The sequence below is a fragment of the Burkholderia sp. 22PA0099 genome (assembly GCF_047497165.1).
Classification (GTDB): Bacteria; Pseudomonadota; Gammaproteobacteria; order Burkholderiales; family Burkholderiaceae; genus Burkholderia.
Genome location: NZ_CP163165.1, coordinates 2,943,078 through 2,967,114, shown reverse-complemented (window position 1 = coordinate 2,967,114; position 24,037 = coordinate 2,943,078). Strand labels below are relative to the sequence as shown.

Here is a 24,037-nt window from a genome sequence, read left to right as displayed (position 1 = left end):
CGCCGGCATCGTGGGCGGGCGGCCGCCGGCGGGCGGTCTCATGTGCCGTTCCTCGCCGGCGCCGCCATCGCCGTCACCCGGCCGCGACGATCCGCACCGGGATCGACTTCGCCCCCGGCACCTTGCTGCCCTTCGCGTGATGCCAGAGCGGCAGCAGCGGATTGCACTCGGGGTAATAGCCGGCCACGCAGCCGCGCGGAATCTCGTACGGCACCACCTTTAGGCCGGCCACGCGCCGCTCGACGCCGTCATGGGCGATGGTTTCCAGCGTCACGCGCTCGTCCGTGCCGATGCCATGCGCGGCGATGTCGTCACGATGCATGAGCAGCACCATCCGGTCGCCGTAGATGCCGCGAAACCGGTCGTCGAGGCTGTAGATCGTGGTGTTGAACTGACTGTCGCCGCGCATCGTCATCAGCCGCAGCGCGCCTTCGCCGGCCGGCATGTCTGGGTCTTCGCCGAGCGATTCGGGCACCGCGAATTCGGCCTTGCCGCTGGGCGTCATCCAGCGGCGTTCGCGTGCCGGCAACGGGCGCGCGAAACCGCCGGGCGTCCACATGCGCGCGTCGAAATCGTGAAAGATCTCGGGGTAGGTAAGGGCGATCGCCTCGCGGATCAGCCGGTAGTCGTTGCGCCAGGCATCCCAGGCCACGGTGCTGCGCGCACCGAGCGTGGCCGTGGCGATGCCGGCGACGATGAACGGCTCGGAGCGCAGCGTCTCGCCGGCCGGTTCGGCCACGCCGCGCGAGCCGTGCATGCGCCCGGTGCTGTCCTCCACCGACACCGCCTGCTCGCCGCCCGCCTGCCGGTCGATCTCGATGCGGCTCAGGCACGGCAGCAGATAGGACACCGCGCCGGGCAGCAGCGCCGTGCGGTTCAGCTTGGTGGCGACGTTGACGGTCATCCGCAGGCGCCGCCAGGCCGGCTCGATGCGATCGCGATCGGGCACCGAGCGCACCAGGTTGCCGCCGAGGTTGAACACGGCATCGACGCGCCCGTCGATCATCGCCTCGAACGCTTCCACCACGTTCATGCCGGTCTCGCGCGGCGGCTCGAAGTGAAACTGGCGGGCCAGGATGTCGAGCGGCGCCAGCGCCGGTTTTTCGGTGATGCCGACGGTGCGCTGGCCCTGCACGTTCGAGTGGCCCCGGATCGGCGAGACGCCGGCCCCGGGCTTGCCGAGATTGCCGCGCAGCATCAGGAAGTTGCAGATCATGCGGACGTTCTGCACGCCGAGCCGATGCTGCGTGATGCCCATGCCGTAATGCACGATGACCGCATTGGCGTGGCAATACAGGCGGGCGGCGCGCTCGAGTTCGGCGCGCGCGAGACCGCTTTCGCGTTCGATCGCGTGCCATGGGGTCTCGCGCACGTAGCGCGCGAACGCGTCGAAGCCGTGCGTGTGCGCATCGATGAAGGCCGTGTCCAGCACGCGCGGCGCACCGGCGGCGCGCGCCGCGTCGTCCTCGGCGATCACGGCCTTGCACAGGCCCGTCAACGCGGCGGTGTCGCCGCCGATGCGCAGCGTGTGGTATTGCGTCGAGATCTGCGTGTCGCCCGGCGTCAGCATCTCGCGCGGCGATTGCGGATTGGTGAAGCCCACCAGGCCCGGCTCGCGCAGCGGGTTGAAGGTGACGATCGGCACGCCGCGACGGCGCGCGTCCTGCAACGGATGCAGCATGCGCGGGCTGTTGGTGCCGACGTTGTGACCGAAGAAGAACATCAGGTCGGTCTGCTCGAAATCGTCGAGGCCGATGGTGCCGACGCCCGCGCCGATCGCCGCCTGCAGGCCGACGCTGCTGCTTTCGTGGCACATGTTCGAACTGTCCGGCAGGTTGTTGGTGCCGTACTGGCGGGCGAACAACTGCAGCATGTACGAGGTTTCCAGCGAGGCGCGGCCCGACGTGTAGAACACCGCGCGATCGGGCGTGGTTGCGTTCAGCTCGCGGCCGATCTCGTCGAAGGCCTGCTGCCAGCCGACCGGCAGATAGCGGTCGCTGGCCGCGTCATAGCGCAGCGGCTCGGTCAGCCGTCCGGCCGCCTCGAGATCGTGGTCGTGCCAGCCGGCGAGTTCGGTAACGGTGTGGGCCGCGAAGAACGCGGCGCCCACCTGTTTCGACGTCATGTCCCACGCGGTGGCCTTCGCACCGTTTTCGCAGAATTCGAACGGATGCGGGCCGGCCGGCTTGGCCCACGAGCAACTGACGCACATGAAGCCGTCCGGCTTGTTCTGCCGCATCAGCGCGGCGCCGCCCTTGCGCACCGCGTGCTCGCTCGCCAGGATCGCGACGACCGCCTTCATCGATCCCCATCCGCCCGACGCGTGCGGATAGGCCGCGTTGCGGCGTTCGGGATCGGTGTCGGGGGCGTCGCGGGTGGTGGGTTCGTCGGTATCGTGCATGGTCTGAGCTCCGGATTCGTGGGTCGTGTGCTTCAGCCGTGCACCGGGCAGCCGTTGAACGTGCCGCGATACGCCGCTGACGTTTCGTAGGCCGCCCGGCGCACGCGCATCACGCCACCGAGCGGGCGATGCGCGGCGAGGCCGTGCCACGGGCTGAAGCTCATGCCGTCGTCGATCGCCGTCGAGCGCGCGTCGGTCCAGCCCGGCTGCGGCGCCACCCGGATCGTCGCGACCGCGACATACGGGCTGACGTCCTCCGGCCACGCGACCGAGGCATCCTCCACGGGCATGGTTTCGATGTCGGTCGCCAGTTGCACGCGCAGCTCCCATTCGCCGCCATGCCGCGCGAAGAAGGCCACCACCTCTTCGCGCAGGGCGTCCGGGCGGCCCCTCAGGTCGATCGGCGCATCCTTCAGCGCGACCAGCTCGGGCGAGACGGGCACCACGGCCAGCTTCGCGAAATACGGCCCGTACAGGCACGGCGCGCAGGTGTAGAAGGTCTCGCCAAGGATGTGCGTGGCCGGATGGCCGCCCAGGTTCGTGAGCGTCGCGCTGCTGCCGCCGACCGCCTCGATCACGCGTTCGGCGCCGCGCATCACGGCCGACAGCGCCTTCTTGCCGCCCGGCGCACGGTCGGTCGTCTTCGACAGCATCTTCAGGCTGCGCACGAAGGCCTTCGGGGTGGGGGCGGAGAAGGCCGGCGCATTGACCATCACGAAATCCTGCGTGGCTTGCGCCTCGCTGCCGGGCAGTCGCGCGCCGTCGACCTGCGCGATCTTCAGCGCCAGGCCGCGTGGCGTGGAGACGGCGTCGTCGAGCACGTCGCCGGGATTGGTCGACAGGCGCAGCGTCACCGGATAGGTGCCGCCCTTGCGCGCGAACACGCCGTGCGCGAGCTCGGGCGGCAGATCGGCGGCCACCGTCAGTTCGCCTTCGAGCAGGCCGTGGCTTTTGGCATGCACGCTGCGCACGGCATGCGCGTAGTCGTGCGACGTGATGTCCTGGATGTGGTTCAGGGCATCGATCAGCTCGCGCGTGGTATCGGCTTCATCGTCGGGGATCTGCTCGAACAGCGGGTCGAACGGCAGGGGGTGGATCGTCAGCGCGGTGGGGGTCATCGATGGCTCCGTCGGTGGGGTGGGCGCTTGTGCTTGCGCAAGCGCCGTACCCACGCCGGTCGTGGCGCGCACGCCAGCCGGGCATCGAATTTGCTGGATGCCGAAGGTTCATCGCTCGCGCGAAGGCCCCCCATGATCGGCTCCGTCGGACGATCGCGGGAGTCCGGGCCGGCCGGCGCGCCGGTTGGCGCTTTTGTACACGGTGCTTGCAAATTGGTCGCCTGCCGCGTCCGACGTTTTCCATCGGATTCGCCATCGTGGGAACCGATTGCGTGCCGCGAACCACACGAGACCCGGAGGATGCAATGACAGCCACACCAGACCCAGAGGCGCGCGTCGGACCGCTGCGCCATGTCGACGACCGTCGGCCCGGTCTGACGCGGCGGCGCATGCGGGGTCGCTTCGTCTATTTCGACGTGGATGGCGGGCGCATTCGCGATGCCGACGAAATCGCGCGAATCGACGCGCTGGCCATCCCGCCGGCCTATGCGGACGTGTGGATCTGTGCCGACCCGCGCGGCCATCTCCAGGCGACCGGCCGCGATGCCCGTGGTCGCAAGCAGTATCGCTACCATCCGCTGTGGCGGGAACTTCGGGATGCCAACAAATATTCGCGGATGACCGCGTTTGCCCGGGCCTTGCCGCGAATCCGCTCGCGCGTCACGCGCGATCTGCGTCAGCCCGGCATGCCGCGCGACAAGGTGGTGGCGACCGTGGTGCGTCTGCTCGATACCACGCTGGTGCGGATCGGCAGCGCCGAATACGCACGGGACAACGCGTCCTACGGGCTGACCACGCTGCGCAAGCGCCACCTGAAGATCGCGGCCGGCGAAATGCGGCTGCGTTTTACCGGCAAGAGCGGGGTGGAGCACGACGTCACGATCGACGATCCGCGCCTGCGGCGCATGTTGCGGCGCTGCGCGGAGCTGCCCGGCCACGACCTGTTCCAGTACGTCGACGACGATGGTCAACGGCACACGGTCGGATCGGCCGACATCAACGCCTATCTGCACGAGGCGAGCGGCGCGGATTTCACGGCGAAGGACTATCGCACGTGGGCGGGCAGCGTCCACGCGCTCGGCGCGCTGCGCCGGATCGAATGGATCGACACGGCGCAGGCGCGCAAGCAGATCGTCGAGACGGTGCGGGCGGTGGCTGCGCTGCTCTACAACACGCCCGCCGTGTGCCGACGCTGCTATATCCATCCGGTGGTGCTCGACGCGTTCGAAGCCGGCGGGCTGGCGGCGCTCGGGCCGTGTCGTGCGCGACGCGGGTTGAGGATCGACGAGGTGGCGTTTGCGGCTTTGCTGGTCAAGGCCGCGGGAAGCCCGGCATCGAAACCGGTGCAGCGGCCGCGAAGACGGGTTGGCGCGTCGGATGGCAGCAAGGGGGCCGGCCATGAGGCCCATCGATCCGCCTCGACGCGCGGCAAGCGCATGAGCGCGCCGCACGCCTGATCGCCGGGCCGGCTTGCCGCGCGTGTCGGGGGCGATGTTACGAGGCGCCGTGGTTCAGCGGGTCATCGTCATCGGTGTCGTTGAATTCCGCGAGGCGGTTGTAGATCGTCTTCAGACTGATGTCGAGCACTTCGGCTGCGTGCGTCTTGACGCCGCCACATTGCGCCAGCGTGCCGAGGATCATGCGTCGATCGACCTCGGTGAGCGTGATGCCCAGCGGCACCGTCACGACCTCGTCGGCGGCGTCCCCGTCGCCCAATACTTCGGTCAGGATGGGCGGCGGGAGTTCGGTGATCAAATCGCCCTCGTTGAAGATGCTCGCGCGCTGCACGAAGTTGCGCAGTTCGCGCACGTTTCCCGGCCACGCGTAATTCGACAGCGCGGCCAGTGCGGCCGGGGCGAACTGCCGGTTGCGTCCGGACGCTTTGCCGTGCTGCTCGAGCAGCGCGCCGGCGAGCAACTGTATGTCGTCGCCACGCTCCCGAAGCGGTGGCAGCGCGATCGGAAAGACGTTGATTCGATGGTAGAGGTCGGCCCGCAACTTGCCGCTGGCGATCATTGCTTCGGGATCGCGATTGGTCGCCGCGACGATGCGCACGTCGACATCCACCTCTGCGGTGGCCCCCAAGCGTGATACGCATCCTGTTTCGAGCACGCGCAGCAGCTTGACCTGCAATTCGAGCGGCATCTCGGTAATTTCATCGAGAAACAAGGTGCCGCCATCCGCGCGCTCGAAGTAGCCCTGGTGCTGGCGGTCTGCGCCGGTAAAGCTGCCTTTGTCGTGGCCGAACAGTTCGCTCTCGACCAGGTTCGCCGCGATGGCGCCGCAGTTGACGGCGAGGAACGGGCCGCTACGGCGGTTGCTGAGGTTGTGGACGGTTTCCGCCGCCAATTCCTTTCCGGTGCCGGATTCTCCCGTCAGCAGCACCGACGCATCCGTGCTCGCCACCCGCGTGAGGGCGTCATAGACACGCTGCATCACCGGCGAGCTGCCAAGCATGAGACCGAAGCGGCCGAGACGCTTCAGCTCGTCGCGCAACTTGGCGATCTCTTCGTGGAGCGCAGGCGTTCTGGGCACGCGCGCGAAGATGCTGTTGAGCCGGTGCATGTTCAACGGCTTGACGAGGTAGTCGTTCGCACCGCATCGGATCGCATTGATTGCCGAATCCATGCTGGCGTGGCCGGTCATCACCACCTTTTCGCAGTGCGTTCCCTTGGGCAACTCGTCAAAGAGGTCCACACCTTGACCGTCGGGCAACATCAAGTCGCTCAGGATAAGGTCGGGCATGCGCCTGGCAATGAGGGCCCGGGCCTCGGCCAACGTTCCGACGGCGTCGCATGTCAGGTGCTGGGTCCGGGCGAGCGCCACGAGCATATCCCTGGAATCGGGGTCGTCTTCGACAAAGAGTACGTAGGGCATGGGCGGTGTCCATGACGAATCACGCAGCAAGGTCGGCGGACCTCGAACTGCATCGCTTGCTGATGGAATGACCAGAAAGTCTCTGCGCCTGAGAAGGGCAGAGCGTGCCGAAGCCACGTCGTGTCGGCGTTGGCAGCCGGTCCAAACGCCGGGCCGGTGCGGCGCCCTTCCGAGAAGTGGCAACAGGCGTGCTACCTATCGGAAGTCTACAAAAAGTGGATCGGAAATGGCAAGCCGGGCAGCTCGGCTATCCGCCGGCCAGGCCACGCACTTGTCTTCCCGACAGCGCATTCTTCGCTGCTACCATGCGCGGCAACATCATGAAGGAAACAGGAGCGAGCAAGATGAATCTGGATACGGCAGGCAAAAGCCGTAGCGTCGCCACCCTCTTGACGCTGTCCGGAGGCTTTCTCGACGCTTATGCCTACGTTGGCCACGGCGGCGTGTTCGCAAACGCCATGACCGGGAACGTGGCACTCCTTGGCATCCAGATATCAGCCGGCAACTGGGTTCAGGCGCAACGGCACGTCCCGCCACTCGTCGCCTTCGTGCTCGCGGTATTCGTCGTCCATCTGTTGCGACTCGACATCGTGGCCAACGTGATTCGGCGTCCCGCCCTGGTCTGCCTTTTACTCGAGATTCTCTTTCTGACGGTAGCCGCCAGTGGCGTGTGTGGACGCGCGGAACTGTGGTTGATCCCGGGCATCACGTTCGTCGCCACCATGCAGACCTTGTCGTTTACGCATGTCGAGAATCTTGCGTACTCGTCAATGATGACGACCGGCAACCTTCGCGGCGCGGCGAAAAGTCTTCTCGAAGGACTCATTCCAAGATACGACAAGTTGGCGCTGCACGACGCATCGTTGCTCGGCGGCGCGAGCTTGAGCTTCTTCGCCGGCGCCGTGTTCGGAGGGCTCGCCACCCGGCTGATGCGCGATATGGCGTTATGGTTTGCCGTTGCGCTTCTGTTGGGCGCACTTTTCCGGATGGGACAACTGGCGCGCAGCGGCGCCGGCGGTGGGGAAAATCAAGCGGGGAATCGATAATCGCCCCGTCTCGTGCGCATGCAGGAATCTGAATACCTGCTCGATCCGGGGGCGTTCATATCTGTTCGATCAATCTGTTGCGGGAGATGCGCTACCTCCTCGTTACCAGAACCTGGGCGTCACGGTCATTTATTTTTTATCCGGAAAACCTTGCTCTATGTATTGGGGGTTGTCAGCATGCGAGTGGCTCGACATTGGATTCCTAAGGAAATGTCGTTAATGCGGTGGCCTCCATTGGCGATATTGCGAATGGTTTTCCGGCCGGATCGCATAATCAGGTCAAACTCCGGATTGGAGTGTTGAATAAGTTTTAGGGTGCGGCGGCTGTAACCTGGCATTATCAATAATCAAGTATTCCTCCAAGGCGAAATAACAGGTTATTTCGCGTTCCGTGAAAATCTTCCTGCATCGTTCATTCGGCATGGCACGACGAACCGCGTTTCGCGTGCATTGCCGCGCACCGCTTTCGTCGGCCGCCGACCGGGCTCGCGTCGGGCTGCCCGGCCATGAGCGTCGGGCGTTGTTCCGCGCTCGGACGCAGGTATGCCTTCCTCATTTCAATTCCCTTTCTTATCAAGAGTATTGAACTTGATAATTAATCATTGGCTTAAGAAGATTGTTTAAGTACTCCATGAAGAGATGCGGGTGAATTGTGAGTGGGTAGTTCGGCAGGCAAGATTGATGTGATGAATCTGCTTTGAAAGAATTCAAGGTAAACATCCAAAAATAATCACTAAACTTGATTTGAATTGATCTGCTATCTACTGAAGATAGGAACTAAATGGATGAGAAAAAATGAGGATGCCCGTGGATGAAAAATGTTTAACTTTAGAAGGGATGCTTTTAAACTTCCGCTGCTGTATTGTCCGCTTTCATGCCTTTTTCCTTTATAGGATTGCGCATCAAGCAAAGATTATTTAACAGACTATTGGGTGGAGCGTGCAATGATCAGATGTGTTCGAATCTGGACCGGCAGTGATGGCGACTCGCTGTTCGAGGAAGGCTTGATCGATCTCCCGAAGGGAGAGCGGGGCGACGTGCTGAGCGAAACCGTCGACGTGGTGTCCATCTCGTTTCGCGAGACACGCGCGGGTGGGACTTTCGAATGGCACGACGCACCTGCTCGCCAGTTCGTCATCACGCTGAGCGGCACGCTCGAGTTCACCACGCGATCGGGTGCGACATTCACCATCGCGCCAGGCGATGTGCTGCTTGCCGAGGACACGACGGGAAGCGGCCACCGCTGGAGGCTCGTCGACGACGAGCCGTGGCGGCGCGCGTATGTGATCTTCACGCCGTTCTCCACCCCCTGTTTCGTAAAGCAAGACTAGTTATCTGGTCGACGGAGTTTCAGATGAGTATTGAGAATACGTTTAGGAATGCAGATGTCGTTCTGATCGGCGCCGGCATCATGGGCGCGACTGTGGGTACGGTGCTGAAGGAACTCGATCCGTCACTGTCGGTGGTGATGTTCGAAACCTTGCACGACTGCGCGCTCGAAAGCTCGGATGGTTGGAATAATGCGGGCACCGGGCACGCCGCCAATTGCGAGCTGAATTACACCCCCGAGTTGCCCGATGGCAGTGTCGACATCGCCAAGGCGCTCGAGGTCAATGTTCAGTTTGATATGTCCCGGCAGCTGTGGGCCCACCTGGTCAAGACCGGGAAAATAGCCGACCCCGCGGCGTTCATTCATGCCTGCCCGCATATGAGTTTCGTCACCGGCGAGGCGAATCGGACATTCCTGCGCGAGCGCTTTCGAGCGATGTCCTCGCATCATTGCTACGCCGGCATGGAGTACAGCGAGGACAGCAAGCAGATTGCCGAATGGGCACCGTTGCTGATGGAGGGGCGCGATCCGGCAACGCCGTTGGCCGCGACCCGCATGGCGACCGGCTCCGATGTCGACTACGGCGCGCTGACCCACTTGCTCGTGGCGCAACTGGCCGGCCAGTCAGGATTCTCGGTGCATTACCAGCATCGCGTCGTGGGCCTGGCGCGTCACGAAAATGGTGCCTGGCAGGTCGAGGTGGAAAATCGCGAAACTGGCGAAATCAGCATCACGCTGGCGAAATTCGTATTCATCGGCGCCGGCGGTGCATCGATCGAACTGCTGCAGAAATCGGGCATTCCGGAAGGGCACGGTTACGGCGGGTTTCCGGTCAGCGGGGTGTGGCTGCGCTGTGACGTCGATGCCGTTGCGCAACGTCACCACGCCAAAGTCTACGGCAAGGCGGCCCATGGATCGCCGCCGATGTCCGTACCGCATCTGGACACCCGGGTGGTTGGCGGCAAGCGCTCGGTGCTGTTTGGGCCTTATGCCGGGTTCTCGACCAAGTTTCTCAAGGAGGGCTCCTATTTCGATTTGTTCAAGTCGGTGCGACCCGCCAACATTCTGCCCATGCTCGACGTTGCGCGACACAGCCTGCAACTCGAAGAGTATTTGGTCGGGCAGATCGTTCAGACGCCGCATCAGATGTTCGAAACCCTGCAGGGCTTTTATCCCGGCGCCAGAGAGGAAGACTGGACCGAGGCGGTGGCCGGCCAACGTGTCCAGATCATCAAGGCCAATGGCAAGGGCGGTGGCGAACTGGAGTTCGGCACGGAACTCGTCGCGTCGCAAGACAAGTCGATCGTGGCCTTGATGGGTGCATCGCCCGGCGCATCGACGGCGGCCCATATCGCGCTCGAAGTGCTGCGTACCTGCTTCTCCGATCGAATGACGGACGGCGATTGGCTGCCGCGCCTGAAGCAGATCATCCCGACTTATGGGATCGATCTGAAGCAAGACGGCGAGGCATGCCGAGAAACCCGCGCCCATACCGCGGCCGTGCTCGGGCTGGAAAACGTTTGACGCGGCAGTGTGCGTGAGTTTCGACCCGGCCGATGAACTGGCAACGCGTTCCATTCGCACTGCGAATGTTCTTCGCGCCGGGGAAAGCCGTGATGCCGGTTACCGCAATTTCGATATCAATCAACGCAGACGTAGGTGGCGCTCGCCACGAATCTACGTGGACACAGCACGACTTGCCTCTGCTCGGGCGGCTGTCCGGCTGGAAATCGGCTCAAGGAAGCCATATGAACCTCACCGCACTCATGCTGTCGCGAATCCAGTTCGCGGCGACCGTGTCGTTTCACATCATTTTTCCAGCTTTCACGGTAGGGCTGGCTGCGTGGCTCTGTGTGCTGGAGGGGATGTCGCTGACGACAGGGCGGCCAACCTATCGGCGTCTGTTCGATTTCTGGCGCGGCATATTCGCGGTTGCGTTCGCGATGGGTGTGGTGTCGGGCATCGTCATGGCGTTTCAGTTCGGCACCAACTGGAGTGAACTCTCCCGGCGAACCGGCGCGATCCAGGGGCCGCTGCTGGCCTATGAAACGTTCAGTGCGTTCGCGTTGGAGGCGAGCTTTTTCGGCATGGTGATGTTCGGCCGGAACCGCTTGCCTCGATGGCTGTACTTCTTTTCCTGTCTGATGATGGCGCTCGGTACGACCTTGTCCTCGTTCTGGATCATGGTCAACAACAGTTGGATGCAATACCCGGTTGGTTTCGTGATGGACGCGAAGGGGGTTTTCACGCCGACCGACTGGCCGGCCATCATCTTCAGCCCAGTGATGCTCGTGCGCTTCCCGCACATGCTGCTCGCCGCCTATCTCACGTCGGCGTTCTGCATCGCCGCCACCGGTGCGTGGCACACCCTGAAAGGGCAGTTCGAAGCCGAGTCGCGCACCATGATGCGCATGTCGCTTGGCCTGGCTGCCGTGCTGGTGCCGTGTCAGTTGTTGTTCGGGCACCTGGTCGGTGACTATACGCACGATAAACAGCCCACCAAGTTCGCAGCGATAGAAGCGCGCTGGCATGACGAGCAACCGGCGGCGGAAGTATTGATCGCCTGGCCCAACGAGAAGACCGAATCGAACGATTACGCGATCAGCATCCCTTACCTGGGTAGCCTGATCGGCTCGATGAGCCTCACGTCAAAAGAGGTCGGGCTGACCGATTGGCCGAAAGCGAATCGCCCTCCGGTGGCCATCCCATTTTTCGCATTCCGAATCATGGTCGCGTGTGGGCTGCTGATGCTGGCACTCGCCTGGTACGGGAGTTGGCAGGTGGTACGCAAGCGTGCTCAGGTCAGCCGTTGGTTGCTCCGGACGATTTTCCTGTCCTTTCCCGTTGGCTTCATCGCGACCTTGACGGGTTGGTTTACCGCCGAAGTGGGCCGACAACCCTGGACGGTGTTCGGCCAATTGCGTACCGCGGAGGCTGTCACCCCGACTTTGAGCAGTCCGGAAGTCGGCGCCACATTGCTCCTCTTCTCGGTCATATACAGCGTGATCTTCCTGTTCGGCACGATCTACATCTATCGCTTGCTCAAGCGTGGCCCAGCCAGTGTTTCTGCACCGGCAACAGCGGGAACGAACCCGAAACGTCCTTTATCGCTGGCGAGCGAGAACATCGACTCGAATCGCAAATCGGAGACGCTCGCATGATGCTCGATTTCTGGGTTGCGGTGCTTGTTCTGACCACATTTCTGTACGTATCGCTCGACGGTTTCGACTTGGGCGTCGGCATGTTGCTTCCATGGGTTCGAGACGCATCGGAGCGTGACCGCATGCTGGCGTCGATCGCACCCGTGTGGGATGGCAACGAGACCTGGCTCGTCATGAGCGCGACGGTCATGTTCGCGGTATTCCCGCTGTTTTACGCGACGTTGTTGTCGGCCTTTTATTTGCCTCTGATGGTCATGTTGGCCGGTCTGATTTTCCGAGGCGTTGCCTTTGAATTCCGTGACCGAAGCACGCGCACCCGGCCGTTGTGGGACAAGGGATTCATGATCGGATCCTACCTCGTGGCCTTCATGCAAGGCACGACCGCGGGCGCGCTGGCAAATGGTCTGCCGATGAACGGGCGCGATTACATCGGCGGCGCTTTTGGCTGGCTGTCGCCCTTTGCGCTGTTCTGTGGCTTGGGCTTGTGTTTGGGATACGCGCTGATCGGCGCGGCCTGGCTCGCCTACAAGTCGCGCCGCACCACGCAACAACTGGCCTTTCGACTGCTGCCTCGCCTGCTGGTGGGGGTATTGGGATTTCTTGCGGTGGCGTTCGTCGCGACCTTGCTCAGAAACACGCCGCTCATGCAGCGCTGGATCGATCACCCGACACTGTTTCTGTTTCCTATTGAAGCCCTGGTGATCAGTGCGTTGATGGCAAGAGCCATCGGCGCGCGTCGGGAGTTGGCGCCGTTCCTTCTCACCGTGGCGTTGTTTGCGGTTGGGCTCGGTACGTTCGTCGCGTCGTTCTATCCGTATGTGATTCCGTTCGCCATGACGACCACCGAAGCCGCAGCGCCACAGTCGAGCCAGTCGTTTCTGTTCTGGGGAGCGGGTGTCTTCGTGCTGCCGATCACGATTCTATACACGATGTTCATTTACTTCACCTTCAAGGGGAAGGTGCAAGTGAATGGTGAAGAGTACTGACATTCTCTATCAAGGAACACTGAACATGACGAACGCCAACCTCGACCACCCAGCCCTGGCGGACATTGCAATCGGCCTCAATGCCTCGGGCACCCGCGAGGAATTTGACAGCATGGGCACGGTCTCGGTGCCCGCCGAAAAATACTGGGGCGCGCAGACGCAGCGCTCGCTCGAGCATTTCTCGATCGGCGACGACCGGATGCCCAAGGCGGTCTATCACGCCTATGGCACGGTGAAGAAGGCATGTGCCCTGGTCAACCAGGCGGCCGGGCGGCTGCCTGACTGGAAAGCTCAGGCCATCGTTCATGCCGCCGACGAAGCGATCGCCGGCCGGCTCGATGCGCATTTCCCGCTTTATGTGTGGCAGACCGGGTCGGGCACCCAGTCCAACATGAACGTGAACGAAGTGCTGTCGAACCGTGCGATTCAATTGCTGGGCGGCACGCTCGGCACGCAGCAGCCGGTAGGGCCCAACGACGACGTCAACATGGGCCAGTCGTCCAACGACAGTTTCCCCACCGCGATGCATATCGCCGCCGTCACCGTGATCGACGAGCGTCTCGTGCCGGCCCTGAGCCGGCTTGCCGCCACCATCGAACGCAAGGCGAGCGGATGGATGAACGTGATCAAGGTGGGGCGTACCCATCTGGAAGACGCGACGCCGCTGTCGGTCGGGCAGGAATGGTCGGGGTGGGCCGCGCAGCTGCGGGCCTGCATCGCGGAGATCGAACGCAGCCGCGAAGGGCTCTACGAACTGGCGCTCGGCGGCACCGCGGTCGGCACCGGCCTCAATGCGCCGGCGGGATTTTCGAAAAATGTGGCGGCGAAGATTGCCGAGCTGACGGGAAAGCCGTTCGTGACGGCGCCGAACAAATTCATGGCGCAGGGCTCGCTGGACGCCATGGTGCGCGCCTCCGCGGCGCTGCGCGGCGCCGCGGTGTCGCTCATGAAGATCGCCAACGACATGCGCTGGCTGGCGTCGGGGCCGCGCTGCGGGCTGGGGGAACTCACGCTGCCGGCCAACGAACCCGGCTCGTCGATCATGCCGGGCAAGGTCAATCCAACCCAATGCGAAGCGATGGTCATGATCTCGATCCAGGTGATCGGCGAGGACACGGCGGTCGCCTTTGCGGGTAGCCAGGGCAATTTCGAGCTGAACGCGATGCGGCCGATCATCATCAACAACTTCCTGCATTGCGCGACGATTCTCGCCGATGGCTGCGAAAAGTTCCGGACCTATTCCGTGGAAGGAACCGATCTCGATCACGACAGGATTCAGGCTTACCTGGACAACAACCTGATGCTGGTGACGGCACTGTCGCCGGTGATCGGTTATCAGAACGCCGCGCATATCGCCGAGGATGCGCAGGCCACCGGCTCCACGTTGAAGGCCGCGGCGCTCAAATCGGGCAAGGTCAGCGAATCCGACTACGAGAAGTTCATCAACCCCGCCGCCATGATCGGTGAGGGCACCGGGGGCGCTTGATAAACGGTGGTCACTTCGTTGCCTCCCGATCAGGAAGGCGTGTGGCGGGTTGGCTTCGCGACTGACGACCATGTTCATGCTCAAATCGCTTCGTAACCAACTCATCCTCGCCATTGGCGTGATGATCAGTTTGCTTGCATTGATGCAAGGCGCGAGCTCGTACCACTTTTTGAAAGCCGGTACGGCCGCGCTGCTCGACCGGCGCATGGCCTCTCTGGCCATCCGCCTTCGGCTCGATTTCGACACGCGCAGCGTGACGTTTTTTCGGGTTTCCACGCCCCCGGACAAGCATGACCTCGTCATCGTCGTATGGAAAGACGACGAATCGAAACCCGTCTATTCCAACAATCCGGATTTGCTGTTGCCGCGTGACGCGCGGCTCGGTTTCACCAACCCGACTCTGTTCGGAGAGAAGTGGCGGCTCTACACGCGCAGCCGCCCCGGCCAGCGGGTCCAGATTGCGCAACGGATGTCGGCACGGGCAGAAATGGAGACGCGGTTGGCGACCTACTCGCTCTGGCCGATCGTCGTGCTGATTCCCTTCGTTTGGATCGCGGTGCCGATCGTCGTGAGCCGCTCGCTGCGACAGGTGAATCGGCTCGGCAATACGGTATGCGCCATCGACGTGAACTGTCTGGAAGCGTTGCCGCTGACTCGCGTGCCCGATGAGTTGCTGCCCTTCATCCGTTCCATCAATCTGATGATCGAACGTCTCGCTCATTCGATCGAAACCGAGCGCCAATTTATCGACAATGCCGCCCACGAGCTGCGAACGCCCATCACCGCCTTGCAATTGCAGGCCGACAATCTGCAACACGAGATCGGATTGGGCAGTCTGGAGCGCTTTCGCGAACTGCAAAGCGGCATTACACGCAGCAGTAACCTGATTTCTCAACTGCTGAGACTGGCTCGTGCCGATACGCCCCTGTTGGGCAAGTCGATGGCATCGGCGATGGCGAGCATCGACGTTGGCCCGACCATCGTGAATGCCATTGCCGATGTGTTGCCGACGGCAATACAACGACGCATCGATATCGGCGCAGACGAAATGACCGATGCGCGAGTGCGCATGCTCGAGCTGGATATCGACACGGTGGTCCGGAACCTGGTCGGGAATGCCGTGCGGTATACGCCGGACGGCGGCAGGATCGATGTATCGACCCACGTACGGGGCAAGACGGTCGATATCACGGTCAAGGACAGCGGGCCGGGCATCGATCCCAAACTGCTGCCGCGCGTGTTCGATCGTTTCTTTCGCGCCGATGTCGGCGGCGACGGCAGCGGCTTGGGTCTGGCGATCGTCAGGGCCATCGTGACTCGCTACGACGGGACGGTGCAACTGCACAATCGCAGCGACGGGCAGTCCGGGATCATCGCCATGGTGAGCTTGCCGATGGAACGTGATGGCGCCGCCTGAGGCCCCACCGATTCCGCGGCATTCGGCCGTTCATGGTGTTTTTCAAGGTAATGGAAATGCGAGTTTTGCTAATCGAAGACGATGTACAGATCGGTCAAGGCCTACTGCGCGCATTGAAGAATGCCGATATCAGCGTGGACTGGGTACGTGATGGGGTGGCCGGGCTACGTGCCACCGACGACGCGGAGTACAGCGTCGTGCTGCTCGATCTGGGTTTGCCCGGCATGGACGGCATGGAACTGCTGAAATCATTGCGAAAGGCGGGTAAGGCCGTGCCGGTTCTGATCCTGACGGCCAAGGATGATCTCGATTCACGGGTCGAAGGCCTCGATGTCGGGGCAGACGACTATATGTTGAAACCGCTTGCGGTTCCCGAACTGCTGGCACGAATTCGTGCCGTGATCCGGCGGAAGGCGGGCTATGCCTCCTCTCGCCTCGGCAACGAATCCTTCAGCCTCGACATGGACAAACGCACACTGACGTGCAATGGCAGCACGTCGGTGTTGTCCGCACGCGAGTTCTCGCTGATGTTGGCGTTTCTCGAGCGGCCGGGAACGATCCTGTCGCGCGGGCAGCTTGAAGACCGCCTGTATGGCTGGGGAAAAGAGGTCGAGAGCAATGCGATCGACGCCCTGATTCATTCGGTGCGAAAGAAGTTCGGGGGGGCCGTGATTCGCAATGTGCGCGGACTCGGGTGGACCGTGATGCTCGACGATGTCGGCAACGACCTGGCGTTGGCTCACTGACGCACTTCCCGGATCGCTCATTCTGCGCTCATTCTTCAACGATACGATATGTTGTATCGACGCACTGTCAGGGTAGTGAGCGATCCTTGAAACGTGAGTTTTTTTGAGGATCGTATCGCTGGGTACGGCCCTGGGCATGTCATCGCTGAAGCATGATGGGTAGCGATCAATCAATTGATCAGGATAACGATCGATTGAAAAGGCGCGATGCATCGTGATGCGGTGTGTAGATGGACCTTCCAGAAGCACTGATTTTTACAACTCGACATCCCATGCTGAAACGCATTTCTATTGTGACGCTGCTCTGTAGCCTGAGCTTGAGCCTTGTTGGGTGTGTGGTCGCCCCCGTCGGCCAGGCCGTCTGGGTTCCGGCTCATTACGACTCGTGGGGCTATTGGCATCATGGCTATTGGCGCTGACGTGCTCTGCTGATCCACACCGAACTTCATCTTCGAAACTAAAAAATGCAAAAATTTTCATTCAAGGCTTGTGCCGTTGCTTTGTGTTCGGCACTGCTGTCCGTCTGTTTTTCGCAGTCCGCATTGGCGCAGGCCGTGGTCGTGGCGGCGCCTCCACCGCCTCAGGTGGTTGTGGCTGCGCCTGCGCCCGTGGTGGTCGCGGCTCCTGCCGTTGCTGTCGTGGAGTCGCCCCCGGTTTTCTGTCACTGGGTACGCCGTCGCGAACCCGACAATGGCTATTACGGTTGGCACTGGCACAGCTTTCGGGTTTGCAATTGATTGGTGTGCGCTGATCGCAGCGTGAAAATTTCTCCAAGGCAGGGCGAGTATTTCACCTGAATGCGTGCCGGACCGTGCATCGGGATGGGGCGTGGCGTACTCGCACTGTGGCTCAAAAAATTGATCATGAGAGGAGGTGATTCACGATCGAGTAAATGGTCGGAATTTCCCGGGGAGAGGGTTGAAGGATTGGGTATTTTTGATGCGCCGGGACGATATATTTATTTGACGTGAAAGTATAAAAGGGGTGTTGTGATGAGGTTTGTTCTTCGTAGAAAGGTGCCAATTCTGAACGGTAAATCACCGATTTCTGCAAAAATTGCCGCGATGATTCTGTTCGTGTTTTATCTTCCGTTGCCCATTCTTTTTGTGCAAATGCTTTGTGGGTACCACGATTTCGAGTCGCTGAACAATTTTCAGTCTTCCGAAAAGATGTCCGCTGCGGCGCTTGGTGCCATCGTGTTCTTTTTGTTGACGATAGTGCTGGTTTGGGTGGTCGTGAAGGGTTTTTTGCTGGTCGAGTTGTTTTCCAGGCAGCGATGGGCAAAAAATGTTCTGTCGGTCATTTTGGTTATAAAGATGTTGGCGATTTTCCTGGCGTATACCGTTCACCCGGAGGATGCGTCGCTGGCCCCGAGTAACAATATCGATTGCATCGCGGAGGTCGTGGCCGTGATCCTGCTGGCGACGCCAAGGAGTATCGCCTGGTTTCGATTCAAGAAGCCGAATAACGTCGAGTTTAATTGAAAATATAGTTGAAAAACAAAGATCGATAAGAAGATTTGTGAAATTCGTGGGCTGTTGGTGGTCCATTTCGTGATCTCTCGGCATCAACGATGCAGCGTTATTATTGCCGTTGATTTTCGGTGATGTGCGAAATGGTCGGTTATTTATGTAGTTATTGGGATTTGATGATGAAATCAATCTTGACGTCTTTCGGAATGTCGCTCCTCGTGCTCGCATCGTCAAGCCACGCGGCAACCATCGAGGCAACTCGAACCCCGTTCAATGGCACCGATATCAGCGGTGTTTATCAGTGCGCCGGCAACGATATTCACGACGGCGATTCGCACAGCACCATGATCCTCAAGCTCGACGCGAAGTATAGTTCGGGCAAGTTCGGTGCTTACAAGGTGACGGTCGATGACGTCTACGTCGGATCGATTGTTTCGAACGGGAAACAATTGGCCATGGACTTCGCGAATAAGGATCTGTCGAAGCACGACTTCGGCGTAGCGCTGGCTACGGTGAATACCGCGTCGAGTGGAAAGATCACGATCAAAAAGTTCTACTACGAGCCGCAATACATGGGGGGCGGCAACGGCATCGAGACTTGCACGTCGAAGTAAAGTATTCACGTGCCGGCACGCTGAAGTGTTTGATCATTTCGGCGTGCGAACAAAAATCATGATCTTCAAAAAATCGCAAGCTAGCTAAAGAATGATGAATTCCCGATTGGAGTCGAATGATTTTCCAGCCGGTGCAGTCGGCCGTCGGCGCCATGCACCGGGGAGGGGGCGCAGTTATCGTCTGGTAACCGGGATGACTGCTGCCATGCTGATCCTGTCCGGTTGCGGCGGCGATAACGGCGATAGCTGTCTGAGTGACGGCTCCTGTTACCAGGTCGGCGGTGTTCTCGATGGGCTGCTTCCATCGAGCAGCCTGGTTGTACAGAATGACGGAGCCGACAACCTGACACTGACTGCCAACGGCAGCTTTCTCTTTTCGAATCCGGTCGACAATTCAAGCGACTACAACGTGACCGTGCTCACGCAGCCCACGGGGCAGACCTGTTCGATCATCGATAACGATGGGTATGGCCCGGGGCCGGGAGACGACAACGTCGCTATTTCGTGCACGCCGAACAGCTATACGATCAGCGGGACGGTGGCCGGCCTGACGCCCGGCAATGTGCTCATCCTGCAGAACAACGGCGCGGACACCGTGACCCTTGCGGGAAATGGCGGCTTCTCGTTCGGCACGCCCGTGAGCTATTCCCGTTCGTATTCGGTCACGGTGCTATCTCAACCTCACGCGCCGGTGCAAAACTGCACGGTCGCGAATGCGGCTGGCGCGGTTGCGGGGTTGGTCACCAATATCGTCGTCACGTGTATCTAGGTTGGATAGGCGAAAATCAATATGAAAGCATTTAAAAACCTGAGAGTCATATGCGGAATCGCCTGTGTCGGCGTCGCCACTCAGATCACTTGGGCACAGGAAAGCAATATCGCATCGGCCACACCTTCGGACTCGAGTCGCCACGGCAGAAGCGTAGCGGAACGGAAAAACCCGAATTTGGGACCGGCCTTGCACAACGCGCTTTCGCAAGTTCCAGGACTCGATGTGTCCGGCATCAATGTGAAGGTGCGAGGCCAGGTCGTCACGTTGGCGGGTGATGTCGCGCAACCCGGCCAGATCACGCTGGCCGGAGCCGCGGTGCAAGGTGTGGCGGGTGTGAGCACGGTTCACAACCTTCTGATTGCGAGCCCTCGATAGTCTTGTATCGCGCGTCGGTCGATGCGTTTTCGGGCGGCTTGCCGCTTTGTCCGCTCGGCTCCATTCTCGACGGAGCCGGCGGACCTCCTTGCCGGCTCAAGGATCGACCCGGGTTTGCCCCGCATCGCATTGGAAAACCAACGATGTCGGATTCGAGCCGTCGCGCAATGTGCGCACCGAATCGACGGTGCGCACGATTCGATCGCCGCATATCTTGCGAGCGGCCTTCGTGCAGGTCGACGGCCCGGCCAGCAAGCCGCCGCAATCCACCTGGAACGTTTGCACGCCACCACGCGGTTGCAGTTCGAAAGCGCTGTAGGTCGGACCGGAAGCCGTCGAGCACCCCGTGATGGCCGCTGAAAAGAGCGCAAGCGTAAGTTTGTTCACAGTTAACTCCTTCAAACCGAATTGGATTGCGTCACACCACGGGCCGCATGACGAACTCGTCCCGCCTGCGTCGCGGCAGCTAGCCGAGCTGCCGCGACGGTTCCGGCAAGCCCTCACTTCCACTGATAAAGCATGCCTGCGCCGATCACCTTTTGACCGCCGCTGAAGCCGCCATTGATCGAGGCCTTCAAGTTCTCGCTGATGCGAGCCTGCATGTTGACCGCCATCGCCTTCTGGCCCTGGAACGTCGAGGTGCCGACACCCATCCCGAAGTTGGCGTCACGATCGATCTGCGGGATCGACGCCATCGCGCCGACCGCGGCAATCCCTTGTCGGGCCATCTGATCGGTCTGTTGCAACTGGGAGCCCAGCGAATTGATTTGCCCCTGCTGCCCCGACAGCGCCGTCGACATTGCCGTCTGCACTTGCGTCAACTGATTCACGTTCACGGCATCGGTGCCCTGCGTACCCGGCGCAACGTTCGTGACCTGGCGTTGCTGCGTATCGCTGCCCACCGACACCACGTTCAAGCGACCACCGTCATTCGAATTCGCACCGATCGCCACCGAATTGGAACCGGCCGTGACGGAGGGCCTGTCGCTGCCCGTGCCGTTCATGTCGACTGCCACCCCGGTGCTGTTCACCGAACGTGTCTGGTTGGTGTTGATCGACGTTGACAGCTGGTTCAGCGTGTTATTGATGTTCGTCACGCCGCTCGACAGCGAGGCGACGTTGCTGTTGGTTGTGTTCAGCCCCGTCGACAGCGAGCTGATCGAAGCCGAGGTGGACGTGGACAGCGACGCGACATTGCTGTTGGTGCTGCTGAGGCCGGTCGACAACGAGGTGATGGAGGTCGAGGTGGAGGTCGACAGCGAGGCCACGTTGCTGTTGGTGGTGTTGAGGCTTGTCGACAGCGAGCCGATGCCGGTCGACAACGACGAGATATTCGACACCATCGACGTCGACAAACTGTTGACCGCCAGGTTGGTTGCGTTGAGCTGGCTGCCGTTCACCGCGTCCGTGCTGGTGGCGGATACCCGGCCCGCGGCAACATTCGTGATTTGGCGCTCCTGCCCCGGCTGTCCGACGCTCAAGACTCCTACAGGAGTTCCACCCGAGAACGTGTAGGCGAGCCCGCCAATCGTGGCGCCTTGCGTGCCGACCGGCGCACCCGTCATGGAATTCGCACCAATCGCGATCGAGTTGGCGACATTCGCGGTGGCGTTTGAACCGAACGCAAGGGAGTTGATGCCGCTTGCCGTCGCGCCTGAACCGAACGCCTCCGCGCCCTTGGCGCTGGCAAGCGCATTGCTGCCGAGTGCCGTCGCCCCTTCGCCATTGGCGAGCGCGCCCTGACCGATGGCGATCGCACCGGTCGAGGCGGCGCTTGAACCATCGCCGACCGCGACACTGCTTGCGCCCGCCGCGCTGGCGTTCACGCCGGCTGCAAGTGCATTGATGCCCGTTGCACCGTCATTCTGATAGTTGCTCGCCGGCGTGCCGTTGTCGTTCACGCTGTAATAGTGTGTCTTCGCTGCGTTGATCGAAGTCGAGGTCGATGTGGACAACGACATGATCGAGCTGTTGGCCGAGCTGAGGCCGGTAGACAGCACCCCGATGCCGGTGGAGGTCGAGGACGACAGCGCGGCGACGTTGCTGTTGGTGCTGCTGAGGCTCGACGACAGCGACGACACGTTGCTGGTGGTCGAGGACAGGCCGGTGGACAACGATGAGACGTTGCTGTTGGTGGTGCTCAAGCCGCTGGACAGCGAGACAACGTTGCTGGTGGTCGTCGACAGGCCCGACGACAGTGACGACACATTGCTGTTGGTGGTGCTCAAGCCGCTCGACAGCGAAGCGACGTTGCTGGTGGTGCTGCTGAGACCCGACGACAACGACGACACATTGCTGTTGGTGCTGCTCAAACCGCTCGACAGCGAGGCGAGATTGCTGGTGGTGGTCGACAACCCCGTCGACAAGGAGCCGATGCCGGTCGAAGTCGAGGACGACAGCGAGGCAACGTTGCTGTTGGTGCTGCCGAGGCCAGACGACAGCGACGACACGTTGCTGTTGGTCGAGGACAGGCCGCTCGACAGCGACGACACATTGCTGTTGGTGCTGCTCAAACCGCTCGACAGCGAGGCGACGTTGCTGGTCGTGGTGGACAACCCCGTCGACAAGGAACCGATGCCGGTCGAAGTCGAGGACGACAGCGAGGCGACGTTGCTGTTGGTGCTGCTGAGGCCAGACGACAACGACGACACGTTGCTGTTGGTCGATGACAGGCCCGACGACAGCGACGACACGTTGCTGTTGGTGCTGCTCAAACCGCTCGACAGCGAGGCGACATTGCTGGTGGTGGTGGACAACCCCGTCGACAAGGAGCCGATGCCGGTCGAAGTCGAGGACGACAGCGAGGCGACATTGCTGTTGGTACTGCTGAGGCCCGACGACAACGACGACACGTTGCTATTGGTCGAAGAAAGGCCGCTCGACAGCGAGGCCACATTGCTGTTCGTGCTGCTCAATCCACTCGACAGCGAGGCCACATTGCTGGTGGCGGTCGACAACCCCGTCGACAAGGAGCCGATGCCGGTCGAAGTCGACGTCGATAACGACGTGATACTGCTATTGGTTGTACTAATCGTTGAGTAAAGCTCCGAGCCGTTGATGGCATCCGTGCTGCTTGCCGTAATTCTCCCGGCGGCCACGTTCGTGATGGTTCGCTCGGCGCCGACAGCCCCGACGCTGACCGTAGAGGAGGGCGTCGTGCCTGCAAACCCTCCGTAGGACACGCTTCCAACCGTGGCTGAACTGGTGCCTACCGCCGCCGTCGTTACCGAACCACTCCCCAGTGCGACGGCATTGGCGTTGGATGCGGTCGCGCCATTTCCAATCGCCAAGCCATTGGCTTGACTGGCTACCGCCATTGAACCTGCCGCGATGGATTCATTACCCGACGCACTGGCGCTATTGCCCAGCGCGAGAGAATTTCGGCCGTCGGCCGTCGTGTTGAAACCTATGGCCACCGAGTTGCTGCCATAGGCCAGGGCGTTCTCGCTGATCGCCACCGCATTCGAACCAAAGGCGGTGGCATAAGCCCCCAGCGCGGTGGCACCGCCCGACTCCGCCGCGGCGTTGGCGCCCAACGCGGTGGAATTGAGCGCGCTCGCCGTTCCGCCAGCGCCCACGGCGGTCGACCCCAGGCCAGTTCCTCGTGCTCCGTTGCCTACCGCAACGGAATTGCTTTCGGATGTGACGGCATTCACGCCGATGGCGCTGGAGCCACTACCGCTCGCGGTTGCCCCGGGCCCCAGGGCGGTCGCATACCCACCCGATGCATCGGCGCCGGCGCCATAGGCCGCGGCATGCTCGGCGCTCGCCGTCGCCCCGAAACCGGAAGCGATGGCGCTGCCGCCACTGGCGGTTGCCGTGCTGCCAAGCGCCACCGAATAATTGCCGCCGGATGTTGCGCTCGGGCCGATGGCGACCGAATAGCTGCCGCTGGCCGTCGTCGCGGTCTGGGGCGTATTCACCCCGATGGCGATCGACGAGGCACCGGTTGCGACGCCATTGCCTGCAGCGTATTGAGCATGCGATACGTTGATCGAGGCTGCCGACAGCACGACACATGACACGGCAGCCTTGACGATCGCGGACTGATTGGCCTTGCCTCGTGACTGCGTGTGTTCGGATGCCGCCACCCAGGTTCCGAGGGTGGCGTTCCAGATTGAGCGGTATATGCGATTCATGGTCGGCAGCCTTTAAAGAAATACGCAATAGGGCGTCTGATTTTTCAGACAAATCAATCACCAGATTGCGGTAATCTCGAAATTGACGAGCTCAGTT

General features: G+C 61.5%; 16 protein-coding genes and 3 pseudogenes. 13 read left to right on the top strand and 6 right to left on the bottom strand.

Annotated elements, in window-relative coordinates; genetic code table 11:
- Positions 1 to 73: 73 nt before the first annotated feature.
- Together AB4851_RS28555 and AB4851_RS28550 are read right to left on the bottom strand one after the other, a co-directional pair.
- The gene (locus AB4851_RS28555) at positions 74 to 2,401 is read right to left on the bottom strand and encodes an FdhF/YdeP family oxidoreductase (protein ID WP_414449765.1); all 2,328 of its coding nucleotides are present in this window, start codon (positions 2,399 to 2,401) and stop codon (positions 74 to 76) included.
- 32 nt (positions 2,402 to 2,433) lie between these two features.
- Positions 2,434 to 3,519: a catalase family protein gene (locus AB4851_RS28550; protein WP_414449764.1), complete on the bottom strand. Its 1,086-nt coding sequence runs from the start codon at positions 3,517 to 3,519 to the stop codon at positions 2,434 to 2,436.
- 305 nt (positions 3,520 to 3,824) lie between these two features.
- On the opposite strand from AB4851_RS28550, the gene AB4851_RS28545 reads away from it, so the two are divergent.
- On the top strand, positions 3,825 to 4,976 hold the full coding sequence (locus AB4851_RS28545) for a DNA topoisomerase IB (protein ID WP_414451969.1): 1,152 nt from the start codon (positions 3,825 to 3,827) through the stop codon (positions 4,974 to 4,976).
- Between the two features lie 37 nt (positions 4,977 to 5,013).
- On the opposite strand, the gene AB4851_RS28540 is transcribed toward AB4851_RS28545, so the two are convergent.
- Positions 5,014 to 6,396 (bottom strand): sigma-54-dependent transcriptional regulator, encoded by a 1,383-nt coding sequence (locus AB4851_RS28540; RefSeq protein WP_414449763.1) that lies wholly within the window; start codon positions 6,394 to 6,396, stop codon positions 5,014 to 5,016.
- Positions 6,397 to 6,740: 344 nt separating this feature from the next.
- Between AB4851_RS28540 and AB4851_RS28535 the strand changes: the two genes are divergently transcribed.
- The 12 genes from AB4851_RS28535 (at position 6,741) to AB4851_RS28480 (ending at position 19,801) form a co-directional block, all read left to right on the top strand.
- Positions 6,741 to 7,442: a YoaK family protein gene (locus tag AB4851_RS28535; RefSeq protein ID WP_414451968.1), complete on the top strand. Its 702-nt coding sequence runs from the start codon at positions 6,741 to 6,743 to the stop codon at positions 7,440 to 7,442.
- A gap of 944 nt (positions 7,443 to 8,386) precedes the next feature.
- Positions 8,387 to 8,773, top strand: coding sequence for a cupin domain-containing protein (locus AB4851_RS28530; RefSeq protein ID WP_414449762.1), 387 nt, complete (start codon positions 8,387 to 8,389; stop codon positions 8,771 to 8,773).
- 23 nt (positions 8,774 to 8,796) lie between these two features.
- Positions 8,797 to 10,296: a malate dehydrogenase (quinone) gene (gene mqo / locus AB4851_RS28525; protein WP_414449761.1), complete on the top strand. Its 1,500-nt coding sequence runs from the start codon at positions 8,797 to 8,799 to the stop codon at positions 10,294 to 10,296.
- Positions 10,297 to 10,520: 224 nt separating this feature from the next.
- Positions 10,521 to 11,933 (top strand): cytochrome ubiquinol oxidase subunit I, encoded by a 1,413-nt coding sequence (locus AB4851_RS28520; protein ID WP_414449760.1) that lies wholly within the window; start codon positions 10,521 to 10,523, stop codon positions 11,931 to 11,933.
- Positions 11,930 to 12,919 (top strand): cytochrome d ubiquinol oxidase subunit II, encoded by a 990-nt coding sequence (gene cydB / locus AB4851_RS28515; RefSeq protein ID WP_414449759.1) that lies wholly within the window; start codon positions 11,930 to 11,932, stop codon positions 12,917 to 12,919. The genes AB4851_RS28520 and cydB overlap by 4 nt, the downstream gene beginning before the upstream one ends.
- A 25-nt stretch (positions 12,920 to 12,944) precedes the next feature.
- Positions 12,945 to 14,405, top strand: coding sequence for a class II fumarate hydratase (gene fumC, locus AB4851_RS28510; protein ID WP_414449758.1), 1,461 nt, complete (start codon positions 12,945 to 12,947; stop codon positions 14,403 to 14,405).
- Positions 14,406 to 14,481: 76 nt separating this feature from the next.
- Entirely contained in the window at positions 14,482 to 15,822 is a 1,341-nt protein-coding gene (locus tag AB4851_RS28505) for a sensor histidine kinase (RefSeq protein WP_414449757.1), read from the top strand.
- A 56-nt stretch (positions 15,823 to 15,878) separates the two neighbouring features.
- Complete coding sequence (locus AB4851_RS28500; protein WP_414451967.1) at positions 15,879 to 16,568, top strand: response regulator transcription factor; 690 nt, start codon at positions 15,879 to 15,881, stop codon at positions 16,566 to 16,568.
- 1,016 nt (positions 16,569 to 17,584) lie between these two features.
- On the top strand, positions 17,585 to 18,052 hold the full coding sequence (locus tag AB4851_RS28495) for a hypothetical protein (protein WP_414449756.1): 468 nt from the start codon (positions 17,585 to 17,587) through the stop codon (positions 18,050 to 18,052).
- Positions 18,053 to 18,246: 194 nt separating this feature from the next.
- Complete coding sequence (locus AB4851_RS28490) at positions 18,247 to 18,654, top strand: hypothetical protein (protein ID WP_414449755.1); 408 nt, start codon at positions 18,247 to 18,249, stop codon at positions 18,652 to 18,654.
- 205 nt (positions 18,655 to 18,859) lie between these two features.
- A complete protein-coding gene (locus AB4851_RS28485) occupies positions 18,860 to 19,423 on the top strand; it encodes a hypothetical protein (RefSeq protein ID WP_414449754.1) in 564 nt (187 codons plus the stop codon).
- 21 nt (positions 19,424 to 19,444) lie between these two features.
- Entirely contained in the window at positions 19,445 to 19,801 is a 357-nt protein-coding gene (locus AB4851_RS28480; protein ID WP_414449753.1) for a BON domain-containing protein, read from the top strand.
- 120 nt (positions 19,802 to 19,921) lie between these two features.
- Here AB4851_RS28480 and AB4851_RS28475 read toward each other — a convergent pair.
- The 3 pseudogenes from AB4851_RS28475 to AB4851_RS28465 all read right to left on the bottom strand — a co-directional run.
- Positions 19,922 to 20,188 (bottom strand): annotated as a pseudogene (locus AB4851_RS28475) (OmpA family protein); the annotation flags it as partial.
- A 113-nt stretch (positions 20,189 to 20,301) separates the two neighbouring features.
- Positions 20,302 to 23,268 (bottom strand): annotated as a pseudogene (locus AB4851_RS28470) (YadA-like family protein); the annotation flags it as partial.
- Between the two features lie 150 nt (positions 23,269 to 23,418).
- Positions 23,419 to 23,940: pseudogene (locus tag AB4851_RS28465) on the bottom strand (ESPR-type extended signal peptide-containing protein); the annotation flags it as partial.
- Between the last annotated feature and the right edge of the window lie 97 nt (positions 23,941 to 24,037).

What these genes read in the sequence shown, in the direction of transcription:
- AB4851_RS28500 (WP_414451967.1), top strand. Translation starts at nt 15,879, where the DNA reads ATGCGAGTTTTGCTAATCGAAGACGATGTACAGATCGGTCAAGGCCTA.
- AB4851_RS28545 (WP_414451969.1), top strand. Translation starts at nt 3,825, where the DNA reads ATGACAGCCACACCAGACCCAGAGGCGCGCGTCGGACCGCTGCGCCAT.
- AB4851_RS28520 (WP_414449760.1), top strand. Translation starts at nt 10,521, where the DNA reads ATGAACCTCACCGCACTCATGCTGTCGCGAATCCAGTTCGCGGCGACC.
- AB4851_RS28505 (WP_414449757.1), top strand. Translation starts at nt 14,482, where the DNA reads ATGCTCAAATCGCTTCGTAACCAACTCATCCTCGCCATTGGCGTGATG.
- AB4851_RS28550 (WP_414449764.1), bottom strand. Translation starts at nt 3,519, where the DNA reads ATGACCCCCACCGCGCTGACGATCCACCCCCTGCCGTTCGACCCGCTG.
- AB4851_RS28530 (WP_414449762.1), top strand. Translation starts at nt 8,387, where the DNA reads ATGATCAGATGTGTTCGAATCTGGACCGGCAGTGATGGCGACTCGCTG.
- fumC (WP_414449758.1), top strand. Translation starts at nt 12,945, where the DNA reads ATGACGAACGCCAACCTCGACCACCCAGCCCTGGCGGACATTGCAATC.
- AB4851_RS28480 (WP_414449753.1), top strand. Translation starts at nt 19,445, where the DNA reads ATGAAAGCATTTAAAAACCTGAGAGTCATATGCGGAATCGCCTGTGTC.
- AB4851_RS28485 (WP_414449754.1), top strand. Translation starts at nt 18,860, where the DNA reads ATGCTGATCCTGTCCGGTTGCGGCGGCGATAACGGCGATAGCTGTCTG.
- cydB (WP_414449759.1), top strand. Translation starts at nt 11,930, where the DNA reads ATGATGCTCGATTTCTGGGTTGCGGTGCTTGTTCTGACCACATTTCTG.
- AB4851_RS28540 (WP_414449763.1), bottom strand. Translation starts at nt 6,396, where the DNA reads ATGCCCTACGTACTCTTTGTCGAAGACGACCCCGATTCCAGGGATATG.
- AB4851_RS28490 (WP_414449755.1), top strand. Translation starts at nt 18,247, where the DNA reads ATGTCGCTCCTCGTGCTCGCATCGTCAAGCCACGCGGCAACCATCGAG.
- AB4851_RS28535 (WP_414451968.1), top strand. Translation starts at nt 6,741, where the DNA reads ATGAATCTGGATACGGCAGGCAAAAGCCGTAGCGTCGCCACCCTCTTG.
- mqo (WP_414449761.1), top strand. Translation starts at nt 8,797, where the DNA reads ATGAGTATTGAGAATACGTTTAGGAATGCAGATGTCGTTCTGATCGGC.
- AB4851_RS28555 (WP_414449765.1), bottom strand. Translation starts at nt 2,401, where the DNA reads ATGCACGATACCGACGAACCCACCACCCGCGACGCCCCCGACACCGAT.